Here is a 20,834-nt window from a genome sequence, read left to right on the forward strand (position 1 = left end):
GTTTTTCCAACGCCACCTTTTTGGTTTGCAACACTCCAAACAATCATGTCGATTTACCTAAGCTAACCCAACTTCGACCAAAATCCGTTCCGCAACGCGGTCTAGAGGTAGGTCTTCAGTAGAAATGCCAGCTTTTGCTACAGCTTGAGGCATACCATATACAACACAACTATCTTCGTCTTGCGCCCAAATGGTCGAACCCGCTGTTTTTAACATGCGAGAACCTTCTCGACCATCAGCACCCATACCGGTCAGTATCATAGACAACACTTTATCGCCGTAGATCTTAGCTGCAGAACCAAAAGTGACATCCACACAAGGCTTGTAGTTCATTCGGTCACCACCATCGATAATCTTCAGACGCGCCGAACCCGGGCGACCATCAATCATCATTTGCTTTCCGCCTGGAGCAAGATAAGCCACCCCAGGTTTCAACAGGTCTCCGTCTTGAGCTTCACGAACTTCAATCTTACACAAGGTATTCAATCGGCTAGCAAAAGCAGCGGTGAACGTTGCTGGCATATGCTGCACTAACACAATCGGATGTGGGTAGCTGGCAGGGATGCGTGTCAAAATTTTCTGTAGTGCAACTGGCCCACCAGTAGAAGTACCAATAGCAGTTAATTGATACTTTTTACCCGAGGCTCTGAATTTCGCGGTTGAAGCAACCGCTGGTTTAGCTGCAGGGGCTGTTGCTGAAATAGATTGACGCAATGGCGCTGATGTTGACGCCGTAGCTGTTGCGGTAGCTCTTGGCGCAACAGGAGTGCGTCGCATAAACGCGCGTTTTGCAGCAATCTGAATCACGCGCTGTTGAAGCAATGCGACAGCATCGTCACGGTTACGAGCGATGTCTTCAAATTTCTTAGGTAAGAAATCTAGAGCACCCGCGTCTAACGCATCTAACGTTGCTCTTGCACCATCATGCGTTAACGATGAAAACATCAAAATAGGCGTTGGAGACGCAGCCATAATTTCACGAACGGCAGTAATACCGTCCATGACAGGCATCTCGATGTCCATGGTAATTACGTCAGGTCTTAGCTTTTTCGCTTTCTCAACCGCTTCTTTACCGTTTACTGCTACATCGATGACTTCTAGGCGAGCCTCCGAGTTGATGATCTCGCTTACTCTACGACGGAAGAAGCTCGAATCATCAACGACTAATACTTTAATCGCCATATTTATCCTTAAGTTAAATTCTTGATGCAGCTGCGTACTGCTTCAACAAGTCCGGCACATCTAAAATCAATGCTATGTGACCGTCACTTGTAATTGTCGCACCTGCCATTCCTGGCGTGCCTTGAAGAAGCTTATCAAGTGGCTTAATAACCACTTCTTCTTGGCCGATAAGCGCATCGACAACAAAACCAACACGTTGACTACCAAGTTGCACAATAACAACATGACCATGACCTTGACGTCCTTCAACAAGACCTTCTTTAGGTGTAAGCCAATTTTGTAAGTAGAACAGTGGAATAGACTTATCGCGAACGATAATAGTCAGCTGACCATCAACCACGTTTGTGCGGCTTAGGTCTAGGTGGAAGATTTCATTTACAGAAGCCAGTGGCAATGCGAACGGGTGACCCGCAACACCGACCATTAAGGTTGGTAGAATCGCAAGTGTCAACGGAACCTTAATGGTTATCTTGGTGCCTTGGCCCATCTCTGAATCGATATCAATAGAACCATTCAGTGTGTTGATCGCTGTTTTCACAACGTCCATACCTACACCACGGCCAGAGATATCTGAGATCTTTTCTTTACTTGAAAAGCCAGGAGCAAAGATTAGATTGAAACACTCTTTATTTGTTAGGCGAGACGCTGCATCATCATCCATCAGACCGCGCTTAACCGCGATAGCACGAAGCTTATCAGGGTCCATACCGCCGCCATCATCAACGATAGCCAGTTCAATGTGGTCGCCTTCTTGAGAGGCAGACAGAATCACTTTACCGGTTTTAGATTTTCCCGCAGCAACACGGTCGTCCGGCATTTCGATACCATGATCGACAGAGTTTCTCACCAAGTGAATCAGGGGATCAGCAAGTGCTTCTACTAAGTTTTTATCAAGATCCGTTTCTTCGCCACGCATTTCAAGAACGATGTCTTTCTTCAAGGTACGAGCAAGGTCACGGACAACGCGTGGGAATCGACCAAATACTTTCTTGATCGGCTGCATACGCGTCTTCATTACTGCACCTTGTAGGTCAGCAGTAACAACATCTAAGTTAGAGACAGCTTTCGACATTTCTTCGTCGTTGCTGTTTAAACCTAAGCTAACAAGGCGGTTACGAACCAATACTAGCTCACCCACCATGTTCATGATGGTATCCAGTGTTGAGGTATCAACACGAACTGTAGCTTCAGCTTGCTGCTTCTTCGCAGGCGCTTTAACTTCAGCTTTTGCTGGTACGCTAGGCTTAGGCTCTGCTTTTACAGCAACAGGAGCAGGCTGTGGTTTAGGAGCGACTTTCGGCGCAACAGGCTCAGGCTTCGCTTGTACAGGCTTAGTCGCAGCATCCAACTCTTCAATTGAAGGGCCGTTACCTGAACCGTGTAACTGGTCAAGTAAACTCTCAAACTCAGCATCAGTCATTAGGTCATCGCCTTCAGACTTTACTGGTGCTTTGGCTACCGGAGCGACTGGAGGAGTTGGTGGCGTTGAGCTTGCAGCTGTCGGGCTTTGACCTGCACCATGCAACTCATCTAACAACTTTTCAAATTCGTCGTCAGTAATGTCACCACTCGCAGCTACTGGCTGAGGTGCCACAGGTGCTGGCGCTGGTGTGTCTACAGATGATGTCGTTGGTGAACCACCCTTACCGTGAAGTTCATCAAGTAAACGCTCAAATTCATCTTCAGAAATATCATCCACGGAAGATGCACTGATGTTTGAACTTTCAACAGTAGGTTCCGGAGCAATAACAGGCTCAGGAGCTGCAACGATAGGCTCAGAGATAACCGGTGCTGGAGCTTCTACTGCCACAACTTCATCTTCAGACTCTGGCTTACAGAGGCGATGAAGTTCATCCAGTAAAGATTGGTCTGCTGGTACTAAAGCTTCCTCATCTTGCACGGCTTTAAACTGTACATTGACTGTATCTAAAGCCTGTAGCATCGTATCCATCAGTCCTGATGTTACACTGCGTTGGCCATTTCTTAGAATGTCGAACACATTCTCAGCACCATGACAAGTATCCACCAGCTCGGTCAATGCTAGGAAACCAGCACCACCTTTTACTGTATGGAAACCACGGAAAATAGCGTTTAGTAGTTCTTTGTCGTCAGGGTTATTCTCTAGCTCTACCAGTTGTTCTGATAGAAGTTCGAGGATCTCTCCTGCTTCGACTAAAAAGTCCTGAAGAATATCTTCGTCTAAATCGTAGCTCATACGTTACCTTTAAAATCCAAGACTGGATAACAAATCGTCGACTTCATCTTGAGATGCAACAGCATCCTCACGAGCTTCTGGGTTCATGATCGGACCCTCTGGAGCAATAGATGACTTCTTATCTGTCTCTGGTGTTGGTTCTATTTGATTCGCACCGAATACGGTGAGAATCTCTACCAGACGTCCTTCAACCTCATTCACCAAGGTAATAACTTTGCTAATAATCTGCCCAGTTAAATCTTGGAAATCCTGAGCCATCAAGATTTCAGTCAGTTGTCCACGTAGTTCAGTACTATCACCTTCTACTTGGACAAGTAATCCATCAATGCGGTGGCATAAAGCTTTGAATGTTACTAGCTCAATGCGGCCATGCATCAGTTCATTCCATTGAGGCCTTACTTGAAGTAAACACTCGTGTAAATTAGTTGCAATTGGCATACAGCGATCGACAGCGTCCATCGTTTTGTTCGCCGCAACTTCCGTTTTATCAATGACATATTGAAGGCGATCCCTGGCGTCAGGGATTTCATCATTTGCGATAACGTTAATACGCTCGTCAAAGTTGAATTGTGTCAAAGAATCATGGAGGTCACGAGTCAGACTGCCTATTTCTTGAAGCATTGGGTTATCTTGAAGATTAAAATTATCTTCATAAATGCTTCTAACAAGAGAATCAGCACCTTGCTGCTCGTCGTTTTCAAGCAGCTCTACTAATTTTTTTGCTTGTTCTAATGAAATCATCCTGAGTCCGGCCTTACTCCGCATAGTTTGTGACGCTTCAGCTTTAGAGGTAAACGGGAAACAAAAAAGTTAATGTCTCTCTATGAAGCGCCTGAAACAGGTTCTTATGAGTGCTTATAAACGCTCAAAAATCTTGTCGAGTTTCTCTTTTAGAGTTGCGGCAGTGAACGGCTTCACAATGTAACCATTAACACCCGCTTGCGCTGCTTCGATGATCTGCTCACGCTTAGCTTCTGCTGTGATCATAAGCACTGGAAGGTGCTTAAGTTCAGCGTCTGCACGGACGTGTTTTAGAAGATCAATACCTTGCATACCCGGCATGTTCCAGTCAGTTACCACGAAATCAAATTCGCCTTTTTTCAGCATAGGTAACGCGGTCAAGCCATCGTCTGCTTCTTGAGTGTTGTTGAAACCTAAATCACGAAGTAGGTTTTTAACAATTCGGCGCATCGTTGAAAAATCATCAACAATGAGAATTTTCATGTTTTTGTTCAAATTAGCCTCCACTGAATAAAATCAGTGTTGTTAGTCGTTCTGTGTCCAAGCACTTAACTTAGTGCGTAAACGCTGCATAGATTGGCTTAGTATTTGGCTGACACGAGATTCGCTGACACCTAATACTTCCCCAATCTCTTTTAAATTGAGTTCTTCGTCGTAATAAAGCGAAAGCACGAGGCCTTCTCTTTCCGGAAGTTGTTTTATCGAGTCGATCAAAGCTTGGCGGAATGATTCATCTGCAACCCCTTGAAAAGGCGTATTATCTTGAGAATCTTCATTCGGAGATATTACATCATCAGAGACACCTAAGTCTTCTATCCCTACCAATTTTGAGCAATTAATATCAGTTAAAGCACTGTGATACTGGTCTAAACTCAGCCCCATGTGCTTTGCCACCTCAGCATCACTGGGATCGCGATTGAGAGTGCCCTCTAATTCCGCGATTGCACTACTGATTTCTCGATTGTTTTTATGAACCGATCTCGGGACCCAATCCCCGCGGCGAATGTCATCCAACATTGCCCCACGAATTCGAATACCTGCGTACGTCTCAAAGCTTGCGCCTTTGGTACCATCATAGTTCTGTTGCGCTTCAATCAGGCCAATCATGCCGGCTTGAATCAAGTCATCAACTAATACATTAGGCGGTAATCGCCCCAACAAATGATGAGCGATACGCTTAACCAACACAGAGTACTTCTCAAAAAAAGCCTGCTGGCTATTGTGATTAGCATGTTGATCGTAAGTAAGCGCTTTATTCACCAAATGGTTCCTCTATAAATTCAGTACGGTTCAGCAGCCTTTCAACAAAAAACTCCAAGTGTCCGCTTGGTGTTTTTGGTATTGGCCAGGTCAATGCCTTATTAGCCAAAGAGCTGATTGCCAATGCAGCTGGAGAGCGAGGAAACGCATCGACTACGATTTTCTGTCTCTTAACTGATTGACGTACTTTATCATCTAAAGGAATACATGCTACGAGTTCGAGGCTCACATTCAAGAAGCGCTCTGTGACCAAAGTCAACTTTGCAAATAATTCTCGGCCTTCGCGGTAGCTTCTGACCATATTTGCAACAATTTTGAATCGCTGAACTTGGTGCTCTCGACTCAACAGCTTAATCAATGCATATGCATCAGTAATCGACGTTGGTTCATCACAAACCACCACAACCACATCCTGCGCAGCTCTTGAGAAGCTGATGACCATATCGGATATACCCGCTGCGGTATCAACCAATAAGATATCCATCTCGTCTTCAAGCGAACCAAAAGCACGAATCAACCCGGCGTGTTGAGCGTGTGAAAGTTCAGTCATGCTTTGTGTGCCTGATGTCGCTGGAATAATTTTAATTCCGTGCGGCCCTTCGACAATCGCATCCTTAAGTTCACACTCGCCAGCCAACACATGCCCAAGATTTCGTTTAGAACGAATGCCGAGCATGATGTCTACGTTAGCTAATCCTAAATCGGCATCCAGCACCATGACTTTCTTGCCTTGGCGAGCCATACAAATAGCCATACCTAACGTTACATTCGATTTACCTACGCCTCCCTTGCCACCCGTTACAGCGATAACTTTTGTGAGTGAAGGCTGGGTTAAGCGACGGAGGCCGCTAGCTTGATCGTGTATCATATTCTCATTCATATTTATCCGCCGCCTAGAGCCCTTCAGAATCGCTATTCCAGTAATGAGGTTCATTCTCTGTCGATTTTTCTAATAACTCATTGGCCTTAGCAATCATGTACTTTGGCTGAGCAATAACGATATCTTCAGGAACTCGTTGACCATTTGCTATATAAGCAACTGGTAATGCATTTTGTATTACCACACTGATGAACTCACCCAAACTAAGTGATTCGTCCAGCTTCGTCAGGATACATCCCGACAGCGGGATTCTTCTAAAGTGTTCAATGGTTTCTTGTAGTACTTTGCGTTGCGCGGTTGCGGGTAACACAAGGTAACTATTAATAACGGAACCACTCTCTTGCATCAATGTGTCTAACTGCTCAGATAGGCGAACATCTCGCTGCCCCATACCTGCAGTATCGACTAGAATCAGGCGACGATTACGTAACTGATATATTACATCGGCCAATTCACTAGAATCTTTAGCAACTCTTACAGGACAACCCATAATTCGACCATAAATCGATAACTGCTCATGTGCACCTATGCGATATGTGTCCGCTGTCACAAGCGCTACGTTGTCTGCACCGTACTCCATTGCTGCGCGGGCTGCGAGCTTAGCAACGGTTGTTGTTTTACCTACGCCAGTCGGGCCAAGTAAGGCCACAATACCGCCGCGTTTTAAAATATCTTTTTGTGTTACTGAGATTTGATCAGCGACCAGAGCAAGCAAGGCTTTCCATGCTCGTGCTGGTTTTGTGTCTTCTGGAATGTAACAGGCCATTTGATCGGCGAGTTCTGCCGAAACACCCATACGTTCTAGGCGCTTGATAAGCATCGCTCGCAAAGGTTCGCGACGTTCGACTTCTTGCCACATGAGCCCAGAGACTTGATGCTCTAACAAACGACGAATTGAAGTCATCTCATCGCGCATCGTTTCCATTTCAGTATCTGAACCTTTGGATTGAGTGTTCTCTCGACCACGATCATAACGGGTAGGATCTAAGCGAGGTGCTGGACGCTCTACTCTGCGATCTTCGGCAATCAATTTTGATAAACCCGTTTCACGAGCAAAGGCCGAGTCAAGGCTGCCGCTAGAATGCTGGCTACTCTGAGGTTGATGACCGTTACTTGACTGGCGATTGAGCAATGCTGATAACGAGTCTTCGTTTTCAGCGCGATGTTGTTGCTCATCGTCGGCGCCATGACTGTATTGCTTTAGCATATTTGCAAAGCGCTTGGTCATTGAGCGTCCACCTTCTGCATTCGGCTGGATGCTAACCTTGTCATCATCTAATTGACGACGCCCAGTTGGCAATTTGGGCTCAGACATTTGAGTGTACTGGCTTTGCGTAGGCTGCTGAGGTTTATTGAGTCTGGGACTTGCTGTCGACGGGCTGGAATCGCCATCAATAGCGGCAACAATTTCCACACCACCTGCGACCTTTTTGTTAGACATGATCACCGCTTCTGAGCCAAGTTCTTCTTTAACTTGGAGCAGAGCTGTTCGCATATCTTTTGCAAAAAATCGTTTAATTTTCAATTCGATCGTCCGTTCTAATTAGGCGGCTTAATTACCAACAGCTTGTACTATACGTATCTGCTTTTCGTCTGGTATCTCTTGGTAAGATAATACTCTCAAGCTTGGGATCGTGTTTTTCACGAACTTAGCCAGAGTCGAACGTAAAACACCAGAGGTCAATAATACCGCTGGCTCACCTTTCAGTTCTTGCTCTTGTGTCGCGTTACTGAGTGAGGTCTGTAAACGTTCGGCTAAACCAGGTTCAATACCAGCAGATTCTCCGCCGGATGCCTGCATGGTTTGATGCAAGATTTGTTCCAACTCGGGAATTAAGGTTATAACTGGTAATTCTGGCTCTATACCATTGATTTCTTGAACAATTAGTCGTTTTAGTGAGATACGAACAGCTGCAGTTAATATGTCAGGTTCTTGACTCTTAGAAGAGTACTCCGACAAAGTTTGGACAATGGTTCGAATATCACGAATTGGAATCGCTTCATTCAGTAGGTTTTGCAGAACTTTCACAACCACACCAAGCTGTAATTGATCCGGTACAAAACCTTCCACCAGCTTAGGCGTTGATCGGCTAAGCATCTCAAGTAAGTTTTGAACTTCTTCGTGGCCAATCAACTGTGAAGCGTTATTCGTTAACTGCTGGCTAAGGTGTGTGGCAAGTACGGTTGAAGAGTCTACAACCGTATAACCTAAGGCTTGTGCGTGTTCACGCTGCTCTTCACGAATCCAGACGGCTTCAAGGCCAAAGGCAGGATCAATCGTCGGCTCTCCATCTATCATCCCATAGACTTGGCCAGGGTTAATCGCGAGCTCCATGTCCGGCTTGATCTCAGCCTCACCAACCGCTACCCCCATCAGGGTAATTCGATAGCTGTTTGGTGTCAGTTCCAGATTATCGCGAATGTGTACTGCTGGAATCAAGAAACCAAAATCTTGAGACAGCTTTTTCCGTACACCTTTCACGCGCTCAAGCAATTCACCACCTTGGTCTCTATCGACCAAAGGAATCAAGCGGTACCCCACTTCGAGACCAATAATGTCTACCGGTTGAACATCATCCCAAGACAGTTCTTTTTGCGATGCGGGCTTATCACCATTGGCATTAGCGGTTGCAGGTAGGTTTTTCTCTTCTACCTTTGCCTTGTTCTTTTTATCGATAAAGTAAGCCCCAGCCCCAGCAACCACAGCAAGGCTCAAGAAGGAGAAATGTGGCATACCAGGAACAATACCCATGATGCCGAGGATAGCGGCGGTGATCATTAGGGCTTTAGGATTATCGAACATTTGGAAGACAAGTTGTTCGCCCATGTCTTCATCAGTATTTTGACGCGTTACCATCATCGCCGCAGCAATAGAAAGTAACAGCGATGGTATTTGTGCAACCAGACCATCACCGATAGTCAGTAGCGTATAGATTTCGATGGCTTCACCAAAACCAAGGTCAAACTGAGCCATACCGATACTCAAGCCGCCAATGATGTTGATGAACAATATCAAGATACCGGCTATTGCATCGCCTTTAACAAACTTAGATGCACCGTCCATCGAGCCGTAGAAGTCGGCCTCTTTGGTCACTTCAAAACGTCGAGTACGAGCCTGATCTTGGTCGATCAAACCCGCATTCAAGTCGGCATCGATTGCCATCTGTTTACCCGGTAGGGCATCTAGGGTGAAACGCGCACTTACTTCCGAAATACGACCCGCACCTTTGGTTACAACCATGAAGTTGATGATCATCAAAATCAAAAACACCACTAGACCTACCGCGTAGTTACCGCCGATAACCACGTTACCGAATGCTTCAATAACGTTACCGGCCGCGTCACCACCTTCGTGACCATGGAGTAATACCACACGTGTCGAAGCAACGTTCAAAGCCAATCGAAGTAGAGTCGCAATCAGAAGTACGGTCGGGAATGCAGCGAAGTCCAAAGGCCTGCGGGTATAAACCGAAACCAGTAACACAACCATGGACAGTGCTATGTTGAACGTGAAGAACATGTCCAACAAGAAGGCTGGTATTGGCAACACCACCATAGCGAGCGTCGCAAGTACCATAACGGGTGCGCCAATTGCAGGCATCGCACGATTAGGGATTTTAGGCAGCTTGTCCGCAAAAGGCAGGGAGAATTTCATAAGTCTAGACAGTTTCGCTATGTTGTAGCCATCTCACTAAGCTATTTGAGGCTCAGGTCTAAGCTATGTTGCTATGGTTTATAGTGCATAGGTTCAAATGCACAGGTTTATAATACTAAGCTTTATATGCTCGGGATTTATAACGCTAGGATTTATAATGACTGGGCTTATAATACTCAGATTTACAATGCTAAGGTTATTAATGATCGGCTTATAATATTCGGGGTTGATATAGCAAACACTGTACCAACACTTTTCGTCAAATTATTGCCATCGCCTCTTTAAAAAGAGGATTAGCTAGCCCGCTATTATCAGGGTTCATCAAGCAGAGCTCAAGCAATTGATCTAATGTCGTAAATCAGGTGGGATCGGCATATTAGAATCTTGGAGTTTTGGCCTCTCTCCGCCTCGTTTTCGGTACTGTTTCAGTTGAAACACATATGCAAGCACTTGAGCAACTGCTGTAAACAGACCGTCAGGAATTTGTTGTTCTAGTTCGGTAGTGTGATAAAGCGCCCTAGCCAATGGTGGCGCAGGAACAATATAGATGTCATTTTCACGGGCAATTTCACGAATCTTCATTGCCATATGATCAACACCTTTCGCAACTACAACGGGGGCTTTGTCTTGATTCTGCTTATAGCGTAGAGCCACCGAGAAGTGCTCCGGGTTGGTCACAATCACATCCGCTTGAGGTACGTCAGCCATCATACGGCGCTGGGCAGCTTCTCTTTGCAACATACGAATGCGGCCCTTAACTTCAGGCTTACCTTCAGTATCTTTGTGTTCATCTTTAATTTCTTGTTTGGTCATCTTCAGCTGATCGGCGTGTTGCCAAATCTGGAACGGGATATCAATCGCCACCACGATAAGTAAAGAGCAGCTGATCAGCAGAATAAAATTAAGCAAGATATCTAAAGCGTGGAAGATATTCTGTGGGTATACCTCCATGCTCAGTTGCATTAAATCGTGTTGAGAAGCTTGAATAAGATAGATGGCCATTCCCGAAACAAGTGCCACTTTCAAGATAGATTTCAACAGTTCAACCCAACTCTGCAGGCCAAACATACGCTTAATACCACTGAGTGGGTTTAGCTTAGACGCCTTAGGCATCGCCGCCTGCATAGAGAAATTAATCCCCCCGACACCCGCCGCACCAATGACGGCAGCAACAAATAAGGTTATCAGGATTAAGAACAGCGGGAACAACAGGTTCACTAATGCGCCACCCGCAATTTCGAGGAGTTTTGTGGTATCAAAAACTTCTTCCCGACTCAGAGAAAACAGACGTTGCATTGTTTCGAACAAAGCTTTCGCCATCGATTCACCAAACCACATTAAAGCAATCGCACCAACAATAAGTACCGACGCCGACGCTAACTCTTTTGACCTTGCAACCTGCCCTTTATCTTTGGCCTGTTGCAAGCGTTTGGGCGTGGCGTCTTCCGTGCGTTCTTGACCGTCTGACTCTGCCATTTTAGTCTCCTAGCACTCTAACCTGATTAGACGACATATCTGTTGTTCGGTTTGTATCCAGAATAACTCATAGTGACTAAACAAGCCGCCAAGGATATACCAACAAAGCAATAGGCCCACGAGTAGCGCAAATGAGAAACCCAAAGAAAAGATATTTAGTTGAGGCGCCGCACGCGTCATTACACCAAACGAAAGGTTAATCGTCAGCAGCGCAATAATACCAGACAATGACATCGCTAGTGCTGTTTTGAACATGATACCAAGCCACAGGGCAAGCTCTCTATAATCAACAGAGGTCAAACTTCCACTGCCAATGGGTAAAGTCTTAAAGCTGAACACCACCAGCTGCAGCATTTTCAAGTGACCGTCAGTCTCCAAAAAAAACATGGTCGCTAGCAACATAAATAACTGGCCCAGTACTGGCGTGTTTTGCCCGTTAGCCGGATCCACCATAGAGGCGAAACCCAAGCTTGATTGCATACCCAAGATCTGGCCGAGCATTACGAAAGTTTGAATCATGAATTGGGTGACAAACCCCATGGCAACGCCAATCACGATTTGTTCAAATACCGTCAAGAAACCTTGGAAAGAGAGCAGTTCAATCTCTTTAGGAACAGCGGGGATCGCAGGCATCACCGCAAAGGTGACCGCTAAACCTAAATACAGACGAATACGCGGCGACACAAAGCGTGCACCGGTTACTGTCATCACCATCAGCATGGCTGAGATGCGAGTGTAGGGCCAAAAATAATTGGCTAACCACTCTAGTACAAGGCTCGTTGGGTATTCCATATCGGTTTAGTACAGAACTTGTGGCAAGCGTTCGATGAGTTCGAAAAAGAACTCCATCATCATTTGGGTCATCCAATGTGCAAACATCATCAACGCTAATAACGTTACGATCAAACGTGGTAGGAAACTTAAAGTTTGTTCATTGATCGAAGTAGCAGCTTGGAAAACAGCCACAACCAAACCAATCAGCAGGCTAGGAATAATTATGGCGCAAACCATAATTAGTACCATCCAAAGGGCATCTTGGAACAAATCTACGAATATTTCAGGATTCATGCTTCCCCCAGCTACAAGGCAAAACTGCCGGCGAGTGTGGAGAGTATCAAATTCCAACCATCAACAAGGACGAACAACATCAACTTAAACGGCAACGATACAATCATTGGTGACAACATCATCATACCCATGGCCATCAAAACTGATGCCACCACCAAGTCGATAATTAGGAACGGCAAGAACAACATAAAGCCTATCTGGAAAGCTGTTTTCAATTCAGACGTGATAAACGCAGGAATCAGAACCGCCATTGAAACATCTTCTGGGTTAGTTACTTGCGCACCGGATATCTCAACAAAAGTTTCAAGATCTTTGATTCGAGTCTGTTTAAGCATAAAAGACTTAATCGGCCCTTGGGCAACATCAAACGCCTGTCGCGCTGATATCTGTTCATTCAAATAAGGCTGAACAGCTTGTTCATTGACCTGACTGATTACTGGCGACATGATGAAGAAGGTCAGAAATATCGCAATGCCAATAATCACTTGGTTTGAAGGTGTTTGTTGAAGACCCATTGCCTGACGCAAAATAGACATCACAACCACAATGCGGGTGAACGATGTCATCAAAATAACCATCGCCGGCAAGAAGCCAAGCATGGTCATTAACGCAAGAATTTGCAGGTTAATCGAGTAGTCTTCACCGCCATTGGCATTGGTGGTCATGGTAAATGCAGGTATGCCGCCACCATTACCGGTTAAGCTACCAGTGGTCATAGTCTTCGATTTGGCTTGATCTTGCTGCATCGTACTGATGGTGACCGACTCAGATCCAGCGGTATTCGCAGGAATGACAGTGCCATCTTCAACCTGTGCAAATACTGACACGCTAAATACGAGAGAGCAGAATATAATGAGCTGAACCAACCACACTTTCACCGTACGGAAAAATCCGGCATGGCAAAAGTAAAATGGATTCAAAAATCCGTTACTTGTTTGCATCTTTTTTTATTAGCTGGGAAAGCTGACTTGAAAATGTACTTTTTTCCAGCATCTCCTGAGTAAGAGGTTTATCGAGCTTAGAGATCAGCTGAATCGATTGTGTGGTAATGCCTACCAAGAACTGTTCATCACCCGCTTGTACAATAGCGATACGTTCTTTTGTGCCTACCGGAATTTGCCTAATAATAGCCAAACCTTGTTGATTCGACATCGCAGGCACTTGCATTCGCTTCAGTAGCCAAGCAATAAATAAAATGAAGGCTATAACGAAAATTAGCGACCCAAAGGTGGTCGCTAAATCGAGAGAAGGAGGCGTTGCCGCAAAGGCAATAGAAGGAGTAGCAAGTAGCCCTACTCCCAAGACTCTGCGAGAAAAACCTGTCATTCCGAGAGAAGAGCACGCCAGTCTCTGAGACAAGAAGCTCATTAACGCAACTTCTTAATTCGTTCTGTTTGACTAATAACGTCTGTCAAACGAATACCAAATTTGTCATTCACCACAACCACTTCTCCATGAGCAATCAGAGTGCCGTTAACCATCACGTCAAGTGACTCACCAGCAATTCTATCTAGCTCAACAACCGAACCTTGGTTCAATTGAAGTAAGTTACGGATACTGATTTGAGAGCGGCCGACTTCCATTGAGATAGTCACTGGGATATCCATAATGGTATCCAGCTTACGACGCTCATCTTCTGAAATTGGAGACGATGAGTCGGTTAACTCATCAAGTGGTGCCGCGAGAACATCATCAACATCGATTGACGGTGCTGAAGGGTCTTCACCAAGTGCTGCAGCCCATTCGTCTGCTAGCTTTTGATCTTCACTAGGTTCCATTACCAATTCCTATACTTTTATCTACTTTGCTATTCTTCATCTTCGCTATTTTCCAACTCAGACATTAAGTCTTTGCCAAGAAAGGCGAGATCGGTTTTGACCACATGAGGTCTTTCAATTTTTTCAGAAATCTGTACCGCGAGCTTCTCTCCGGAACGGCCCATTTTAACACGATAGGTCGGCAGTTCTTCAACAAACATGGTTGCATGCTCAGGCATATTCATCGGGATAACATCCCCAGGACGAAGTTCCATCAAATCACGCAAAGAGATATCTTGCTCGAGCAAATTGACACGGAAGTTGACTGGCACATCCATGATTTCATCACGCAATGCTGAACTCCAACGAACGTCGGTTTCCATTTTATCTGATTGGACACCAGCATCCAGCAGTTCACGAATCGGCTCAACCATTGAGTAAGGCATAACCACATGGAAATCACCGCCGCCGCCATCGACTTCAATGTGAAATGAACTCACAACAATCACTTCGGTTGGACTCACAATGTTAGCCATACTTGGGTTTACTTCAGAGTCCAAGTATTCAAACTCAACGCCCATCACGGGAGACCAAGCTTCTTTGTAATCTTCAAAAACAATTTTCAGTAGTAACTGAATAATTCGTCTTTCTGTTGGTGTAAATTCGCGACCTTCAATCTTGGCATGAAAACGACCATCACCACCAAAAAAGTTCTCTACGAGAATGAAAACTAGCCGAGCTTCCATCGTAATTAGCGCAGTACCTTTTAACGGGCGGAAGCGAACCATGTTTAAACTTGTGGGTACATAGAGTGTGTTCTGGTACTCACCAAATTTCATCATCTGTACGCCGTTGATCGACACTTCAGCCGTCTTACGCAACATATTAAACAAGCTAATACGCATATGGCGTGCGAAACGCTCGTTAATAAGTTCAAGGGTCGGCATTCGACCACGAACGATTCGATCTTGTGATGAGAAATCAAAATTGACCGTATTGTCACTTTCGGTTTCTAAGACATCTTCAACGTCTTCAACATCATCAACGCCATGTAATAGCGCATCAATTTCGTCTTGGCTTAATAAATCGGTCACATATTACCTATTGAATTACAAAGTCAGTGAATAACACTTTTTCAATTACCGGCTGGCCAACAGCTTGAGTTAAGCTTGCTTTAATATCTTCAGTCGCCTTGTTCCGCAGTTCAACTCTGCCGGCAGGAGATCGTAATTGATCGACCGTCGCCGAAGCGAATGTAGCAAGTAGTGCGCTTTCAACAAGTGGAGAGTGGTATCGAGCGAGAACTTCATTCTTCATACCACGTACCATCAGCTGTACCTTTATCTGAACTAAGCGATCTTTCTTATCGCCCGTAACGTTAAATAAGAAAGCTTGAGGCACATTAACATAGACCACTGGATCGGCACCCATGAGTTGAACCTCAGCTGACGACCCAGCACCCTCAGCCTTATCATCGGAACCCATTAAGAAAAATGCGGCACCACCACCTCCAAGTAACAGCACAACAACCGCGATAGCGATAATGAGGAGCTTACTCTTTCCTTTCGGTGTTTCTTGTTCTTCTGCCATATTCAGCTCTAACTTCCTGTTCTTCTATTAACTAACGGTACTTTCTATTAACTAACTGTTCTTCTATAAACTAACGGTTCTTTCTATTAGCTAAGTGTTTTAGCCTGATACTAGGCATAATAACTAATTCCATCACGCTTTGACGTGACATTCAATTCAAGATTGCTGTTGCTATCAAGGTTTTCATCACCTTGACCATCATTTATACGGTTAGAGCCTGATTGTTGCTCGCCATTATTGTACCTGTCTTGCCCCTGACCAGTATTCTGTTGCTGAACTGAAGACTCAGCAAGCTGCATCCCTTGTTGAGCGAGCATCTCCCTCAAACGAGGTAAGGTTTGTTCAATAACCTCTCTCGCTTGTTGGCTACCGACAGTAAAGTGCACGTTCGCCACATCATTATTCATGGTCATGCGAATTTTCATCTGCCCCAACTCTGGTGGGTCAAGACGGATATCCAAGCTCTTGAGATTCTTAGACATCATCATTTGGACTTTTTCCGCCACCTGGTCGTTCGCTAACTCTTTAGTGAGTTGCAAAGGTGCCTGTTGAGCCGCTTGAATTTCAGCTCGCGTAGGTGCTGAACCCACCGTAGCTGTACCTTGTGCGCCAGCGGCCGAGGCTATCTGCTGAGCAAAGGTCGAATCTTTAGAATCTTCTTTAGCACCGGCTTTGCCCAAACCAGACAATGCCGCGGCACCTGCGCCCGCTTTAAGAAGCGCATCAGTAGAGCCTGCTTTTGTAGTGACTGGCGCTGCATTCATCGCGATCCCTTGCGCGGTTAAAGCTGGATCCAACGTTGCTTGCTGCTGAGGTGAAGCAACATTAGCTTGTTGAGCGGCTGCATGTGCATTGTTGGCGTGCAGCATTGCTGCCTTATCCGTAAGAGCATTGTTTGTTGATTGAGAAGCGGCCTGCGCTGACACTTGTTGTGCAGCCGTCGCTACAGCTGCTGTTGATGCCGCCGCAGCTAAAGCTTTAGTTTCGCTTGAATCCGTATTATCCCAATCAATAGCAGCGGGTTCACCAGACGCGCTGTTCACAGCCGGAGCTTGATTTAGCAAAGCCGTTGCTTGTTGTTGAACGTTAGTGAGCTGTTGATTCAACAGGTCTAAGTTAGAGGTCGCTTTAGCCAAAGCGGCTTGCTCATCAACCGTCAACTTAGCACCACTTTGTTGCTTCTTAAGCAAGCTATCGACAACAGACTGTTCTGATTCGATTTGTCCATTCAATTGTTTTAGTGCTTTGGTATGGGCATCAACCTGCTTGGCGAGTTCAATATCCGCAGCTGAGATCGCTTGGCTCTGTTCGGCCACCGCGGCGCTAGCCGCATTCTTTTGACTCAGCTCTCGGTTCATACTGGCTTCAATTTGTTCTGGAGTGACGCCTTTATCCATCAACTGTCGGATTTCATCATCAGTCAGCTGAGACACACCCTTACCTCCGGTAAGAACAGCGATTTCAGAATCCACCTCAAGACTATTCTCTTGGATTGCTGCATTCGTTTGTTGTCTCGCCTCATCCGTAACGGAGGCTACTGCAACTGAAGCACCGGAGATATTACCTTGGGCGTTATCTACCTGACCTTGCTGAGGCAAGCCTTTGCCGTTTGGCGCTTGATTTAGAGTTTTGTTTGCCTCATCCAATTGACCAAGCAATTTATTGCCTTCATTCATCGCTGCATTAGCTTGCGATGCTTGCGTAGAGCCATCTACAGCTGATGTACCCTGAGTTTGGGATTGAGCAACCTGTTCTTTAGAATCATTCGTCGTAACCTGCGCATCTTTACCATCCGCCTTATCAGCGACAGTGCTATCAGTGCCCGAATTGGCTTTGAGCTTAGCCTCAGTTCCAGACACAGCCTCTGCAGATGTTTCCTCAGCAGCTTTCTCGCCTTCTACTTCTGAAGCTGCTTGCTTGCTTTGCGCTTCGCTTACTTCGTCAGTAGCCTTTGATTCAGCTGAATCACCTTTGTTCGCTTCGGCTGACGCTTCACCTTCGGTAGAGGCCTGTTTAGCATCAGGTTTCGCGGTGCTTTCTGTGTCTTTTGCTGCGACTTTACTGTCACTTTCTTCAAAGCCTAGTGCTTCTTTGAAAGACTCAAAGAAACCTTTAGAGTCTCCAGTTTCTTCTACCTTTGAAGAGGCAGAACCGGAGTCCAACAACGATGACGTTTTGTTGGTCGCTGAATTTGAGGAAAGACTAACATTCATATATACAAGCTCTATCTACTAGCTTTGCTGCCTTGAATCAGACAACAAAAAGAAAGTCGGGTGCTTTTTATGCCTTTGGTGAGCATAACTCGCAATTTGATATAAAACAGAGCAAGAAACATGCCTATAAGTTTTAAGTCTGCCATCTGCAGAGCAACACTTGCGTCATTCGTGAATTAGGTTCAAATCTTCTTTCGGCTATATAACAGAGTCGAGAACTCATCCATTTGCTTTTGCTCTCTTTGATCTTGCAGCTTTGCTTTTTCTTTCTGCTTTTTCTCCATCAACCATTCGTAGGATTTACGCTTTTTTCGTAACTCCATCCAATAGTTTTGGCAGTTATCGACCTGATTTTTAAAGTGGTGTTCCGCTTCTCTCTGCTTAGAGAGCGTTTCATCTAATTGCGTTAAGAAACGGTTTAAGTGACCATATTGGCTAGCCGTTAATCCGGCCTTACCTCGGTCAACAAGTTGCTGGCAGTAATCAAGTCGATATTTTTCAATCTGTTCGACCTGTTCGTAGTAACCCTGCAGCTCGACATTCGCTTGATTCAGCGCCAATACAGCTTGGTTCTCTTGGTCTTTCGCTTGATCGAGAAGAAATTCTAACGCGTTATCCATGATTGACCTTATTCAACACGACCTAACCGCCTAACACATGCTTTAACATGTTGACGCACATATCATAGGGAACCGTTTCTTTCATTTTCTGTTGTAAGTACTCGTCCAACCTCGGTTTCAAAGTGAAAGCACTGTCGATTGCAGGGTCTGTTCCCGGCTTGTAAGCACCAATCGAAACCAAATCTTGATTTTTCCGGCATATAGACAGCACTTGTCTAACGGCTTTCGACATCAAGACATGTTCTTCGGTGGTGATTTGAGGCATAACACGACTGACGGATTTCTCAACATCAATCGCGGGATAGTGGCCAGCATCAGCCATCTCACGAGATAAAACAATGTGACCATCAAGAATCGCTCGCGATGCATCGGCAATAGGGTCTTGTAAATCATCACCTTCTGTTAACACGGTAAAGAAAGCAGTGATAGAACCTTGTTCATCGTTACCATTACCTGCTCGCTCCACCAGCGCAGGAAGCTTGGCAAACACAGACGGCGGATAGCCTTTGGTTGCTGGCGGCTCACCCACAGACAGGGCGATTTCACGCTGCGCCTGAGCGAAACGAGTCAATGAGTCCATCAGTAGTAAAACATCTAGACCTTGGTCTCGGAAATACTCAGCTACAGCCAGTGCGGTTTGACAGCCTTTTAAACGCATCAATGGAGACGAATCCGCAGGAGCGGCGACCACAACAGAACGCTTACGACCATCTTCTCCAAGGATCTCTTCAATAAATTCTTTTACTTCTCGTCCACGCTCACCAATTAACCCCACCACGACCACTTGCGCGGTTGTACCACGAGTCATCATCCCAAGCGTAACCGACTTACCCACACCGGAACCCGCAAACAGACCGATACGCTGCCCTTTGCCCACCGTTAGTAAGCCATTAATCGCTTTTAAGCCAACATCAAGTGGCTCAGAGATAGGTTTACGAGCTAAAGGATTGATTGGCTCAGCATTAAAGGAAGCGCGTTGCTCGGTATAGATTGGACCTAAACCGTCAAGCGGATTACCTACGCCATCGATAACACGACCAAGCAACTCCATTCCAACAGGGATACCGCTTTCTGATGTCATCGGTGTCACGCGAGCGCCCGGTAAGATCCCGGTAATTTGTTCACTGGGCATCAAAAACAGGTTATCGCCAGAAAAGCCAACCACTTCGGCTTCCATCTGACCAGACATGGTCTCTACTAAGCATAAGCTGCCAATTGGCGCTTTGCAGCCGGTCGCTTCAAGCGTTAGACCAACAACACGAACTAGTTTGCCTGATGCAATTGGTCGCGACTTTAGCCCCTCGACTTTGTATTGGCTAAGACGGTTCGCTAACTCAAGCATTACTCATGACCTTGATGACGATTTACACCACAGAAGCTTTGAATGACGCTCTTCACGCGCTCTTCCATGCGGTAGTTAACACTCGATTCACCCGCTTCAATTTGTACGTCGCCGCGATTGAGTGCAGGCTCTGATACCAACGTCCAATTACGAGAGTCCAATTCCGTTTCGCCATACGCTGAGCGTATTATTGCAACGTCTTCAGGGTTTAGCTTCAATGTGATCGCGTGACCTGAGATTGGCAATGACTCTACCGATTCTTTCACGGTATCTAGTATGATTTGTGGGTTGGTTTGCACTTCAACATGAACCACTTCTTTGACCATAGTCAGCACCATGTCCACCAGTTGCTTCTCTACCTGAGCATTCATCAGCTCTAATGGCTGAGCGAACTGGTTGGCTAGCCCCATAAAGATGGCGACTTGCTGCTGAATGTACTCTTGACCAGCAGTAACGCCTTCAAGTTTGCCGGCTTCGTTGCCCTCTTCGTGACCTGCGGCAAACCCTTCTTCTTTACCTTTTTCGTAGCCCTGTTTAAAGCCAGCCTCTTGTCCTTGATGAAGCCCTTCCTGATAAGCACCTTGCTTGATCAGTTCGATTTGCTCTTCAGTTAGAACCAGCTCTTCGTCTTCAATGGCTTCTTCAACCGTTGGCATCCAGCCAGGATCGTAGTTAAAAGCCGTTTCTTTGGCTTGTTTGTTCACATCAGAGGTATAGTCAGGCAGCCCCCATTTCTGAGGTTGGGCAACCGTATTATCTTCTTCAGGGCGAAGGAAGCCACGTTTTCTATCACCTGACATATCAGTACCTATCTATGAGTTCGTCCAACTGCGTT

General features: G+C 45.7%; 20 protein-coding genes. All 20 read right to left on the bottom strand.

Going from position 1 to position 20,834, the window contains the following annotated elements:
• Window positions 1-57 precede the first annotated feature (57 nt).
• Window positions 58-1,182, bottom strand: coding sequence for a chemotaxis response regulator protein-glutamate methylesterase (locus AB4589_RS20025; protein ID WP_009848533.1), 1,125 nt, complete (start codon window positions 1,180-1,182; stop codon window positions 58-60).
• Window positions 1,183-1,195: 13 nt separating this feature from the next.
• Window positions 1,196-3,397 carry a chemotaxis protein CheW gene (locus AB4589_RS20030; RefSeq protein WP_372101570.1) on the bottom strand — a complete coding sequence of 734 codons (2,202 nt, stop codon included), beginning with the start codon at window positions 3,395-3,397 and terminating at the stop codon, window positions 1,196-1,198.
• A gap of 9 nt (window positions 3,398-3,406) precedes the next feature.
• Entirely contained in the window at window positions 3,407-4,138 is a 732-nt protein-coding gene (locus AB4589_RS20035; protein WP_017101967.1) for a protein phosphatase CheZ, read from the bottom strand.
• 114 nt (window positions 4,139-4,252) lie between these two features.
• Window positions 4,253-4,621 carry a chemotaxis response regulator CheY gene (gene cheY, locus AB4589_RS20040; protein ID WP_012603445.1) on the bottom strand — a complete coding sequence of 123 codons (369 nt, stop codon included), beginning with the start codon at window positions 4,619-4,621 and terminating at the stop codon, window positions 4,253-4,255.
• A 42-nt stretch (window positions 4,622-4,663) separates the two neighbouring features.
• Window positions 4,664-5,398: an RNA polymerase sigma factor FliA gene (locus AB4589_RS20045; protein ID WP_009848537.1), complete on the bottom strand. Its 735-nt coding sequence runs from the start codon at window positions 5,396-5,398 to the stop codon at window positions 4,664-4,666.
• Window positions 5,391-6,278, bottom strand: a complete 888-nt coding sequence (locus tag AB4589_RS20050) for a MinD/ParA family protein (RefSeq protein ID WP_009848538.1) — start codon at window positions 6,276-6,278, stop codon at window positions 5,391-5,393. Before AB4589_RS20050 ends, AB4589_RS20045 begins: the two co-directional genes overlap by 8 nt.
• 13 nt (window positions 6,279-6,291) lie before the next feature.
• Window positions 6,292-7,803, bottom strand: a complete 1,512-nt coding sequence (flhF, locus tag AB4589_RS20055; protein ID WP_372101571.1) for a flagellar biosynthesis protein FlhF — start codon at window positions 7,801-7,803, stop codon at window positions 6,292-6,294.
• A 27-nt stretch (window positions 7,804-7,830) separates the two neighbouring features.
• Window positions 7,831-9,933 (bottom strand): flagellar biosynthesis protein FlhA, encoded by a 2,103-nt coding sequence (gene flhA, locus AB4589_RS20060; protein WP_009848540.1) that lies wholly within the window; start codon window positions 9,931-9,933, stop codon window positions 7,831-7,833.
• Window positions 9,934-10,278: 345 nt separating this feature from the next.
• Window positions 10,279-11,409, bottom strand: coding sequence for a flagellar biosynthesis protein FlhB (gene flhB, locus AB4589_RS20065; protein WP_017099175.1), 1,131 nt, complete (start codon window positions 11,407-11,409; stop codon window positions 10,279-10,281).
• Between the two features lie 9 nt (window positions 11,410-11,418).
• Complete coding sequence (gene fliR / locus AB4589_RS20070; protein WP_086048961.1) at window positions 11,419-12,201, bottom strand: flagellar biosynthetic protein FliR; 783 nt, start codon at window positions 12,199-12,201, stop codon at window positions 11,419-11,421.
• A gap of 6 nt (window positions 12,202-12,207) precedes the next feature.
• Window positions 12,208-12,477, bottom strand: coding sequence for a flagellar biosynthesis protein FliQ (fliQ, locus tag AB4589_RS20075; RefSeq protein WP_009848543.1), 270 nt, complete (start codon window positions 12,475-12,477; stop codon window positions 12,208-12,210).
• Between the two features lie 11 nt (window positions 12,478-12,488).
• Window positions 12,489-13,418: a flagellar type III secretion system pore protein FliP gene (fliP, locus tag AB4589_RS20080; protein ID WP_009848544.1), complete on the bottom strand. Its 930-nt coding sequence runs from the start codon at window positions 13,416-13,418 to the stop codon at window positions 12,489-12,491.
• Entirely contained in the window at window positions 13,405-13,845 is a 441-nt protein-coding gene (gene fliO / locus AB4589_RS20085; protein ID WP_371710448.1) for a flagellar biosynthetic protein FliO, read from the bottom strand. Before fliO ends, fliP begins: the two co-directional genes overlap by 14 nt.
• Window positions 13,845-14,255, bottom strand: coding sequence for a flagellar motor switch protein FliN (fliN, locus tag AB4589_RS20090; protein WP_004739851.1), 411 nt, complete (start codon window positions 14,253-14,255; stop codon window positions 13,845-13,847). Before fliN ends, fliO begins: the two co-directional genes overlap by 1 nt.
• Window positions 14,256-14,284: 29 nt before the next feature.
• Window positions 14,285-15,328, bottom strand: coding sequence for a flagellar motor switch protein FliM (fliM, locus tag AB4589_RS20095; RefSeq protein WP_009848546.1), 1,044 nt, complete (start codon window positions 15,326-15,328; stop codon window positions 14,285-14,287).
• A gap of 7 nt (window positions 15,329-15,335) precedes the next feature.
• Entirely contained in the window at window positions 15,336-15,824 is a 489-nt protein-coding gene (gene fliL / locus AB4589_RS20100) for a flagellar basal body-associated protein FliL (protein ID WP_009848547.1), read from the bottom strand.
• A 110-nt stretch (window positions 15,825-15,934) separates the two neighbouring features.
• Complete coding sequence (locus AB4589_RS20105) at window positions 15,935-18,037, bottom strand: flagellar hook-length control protein FliK (RefSeq protein WP_371710449.1); 2,103 nt, start codon at window positions 18,035-18,037, stop codon at window positions 15,935-15,937.
• A gap of 182 nt (window positions 18,038-18,219) precedes the next feature.
• Complete coding sequence (fliJ, locus tag AB4589_RS20110) at window positions 18,220-18,657, bottom strand: flagellar export protein FliJ (RefSeq protein ID WP_009848549.1); 438 nt, start codon at window positions 18,655-18,657, stop codon at window positions 18,220-18,222.
• Between the two features lie 22 nt (window positions 18,658-18,679).
• On the bottom strand, window positions 18,680-19,999 hold the full coding sequence (gene fliI, locus AB4589_RS20115) for a flagellar protein export ATPase FliI (protein ID WP_009848550.1): 1,320 nt from the start codon (window positions 19,997-19,999) through the stop codon (window positions 18,680-18,682).
• A complete protein-coding gene (fliH, locus tag AB4589_RS20120; RefSeq protein WP_372101572.1) occupies window positions 19,999-20,799 on the bottom strand; it encodes a flagellar assembly protein FliH in 801 nt (266 codons plus the stop codon). Before fliH ends, fliI begins: the two co-directional genes overlap by 1 nt.
• Between the last annotated feature and the right edge of the window lie 35 nt (window positions 20,800-20,834).

It is taken from the genome of Vibrio sp. 10N.222.49.A3 (assembly GCF_041475145.1).
In the GTDB taxonomy this organism is placed as follows: domain Bacteria; phylum Pseudomonadota; class Gammaproteobacteria; order Enterobacterales; family Vibrionaceae; genus Vibrio; species Vibrio tasmaniensis_A.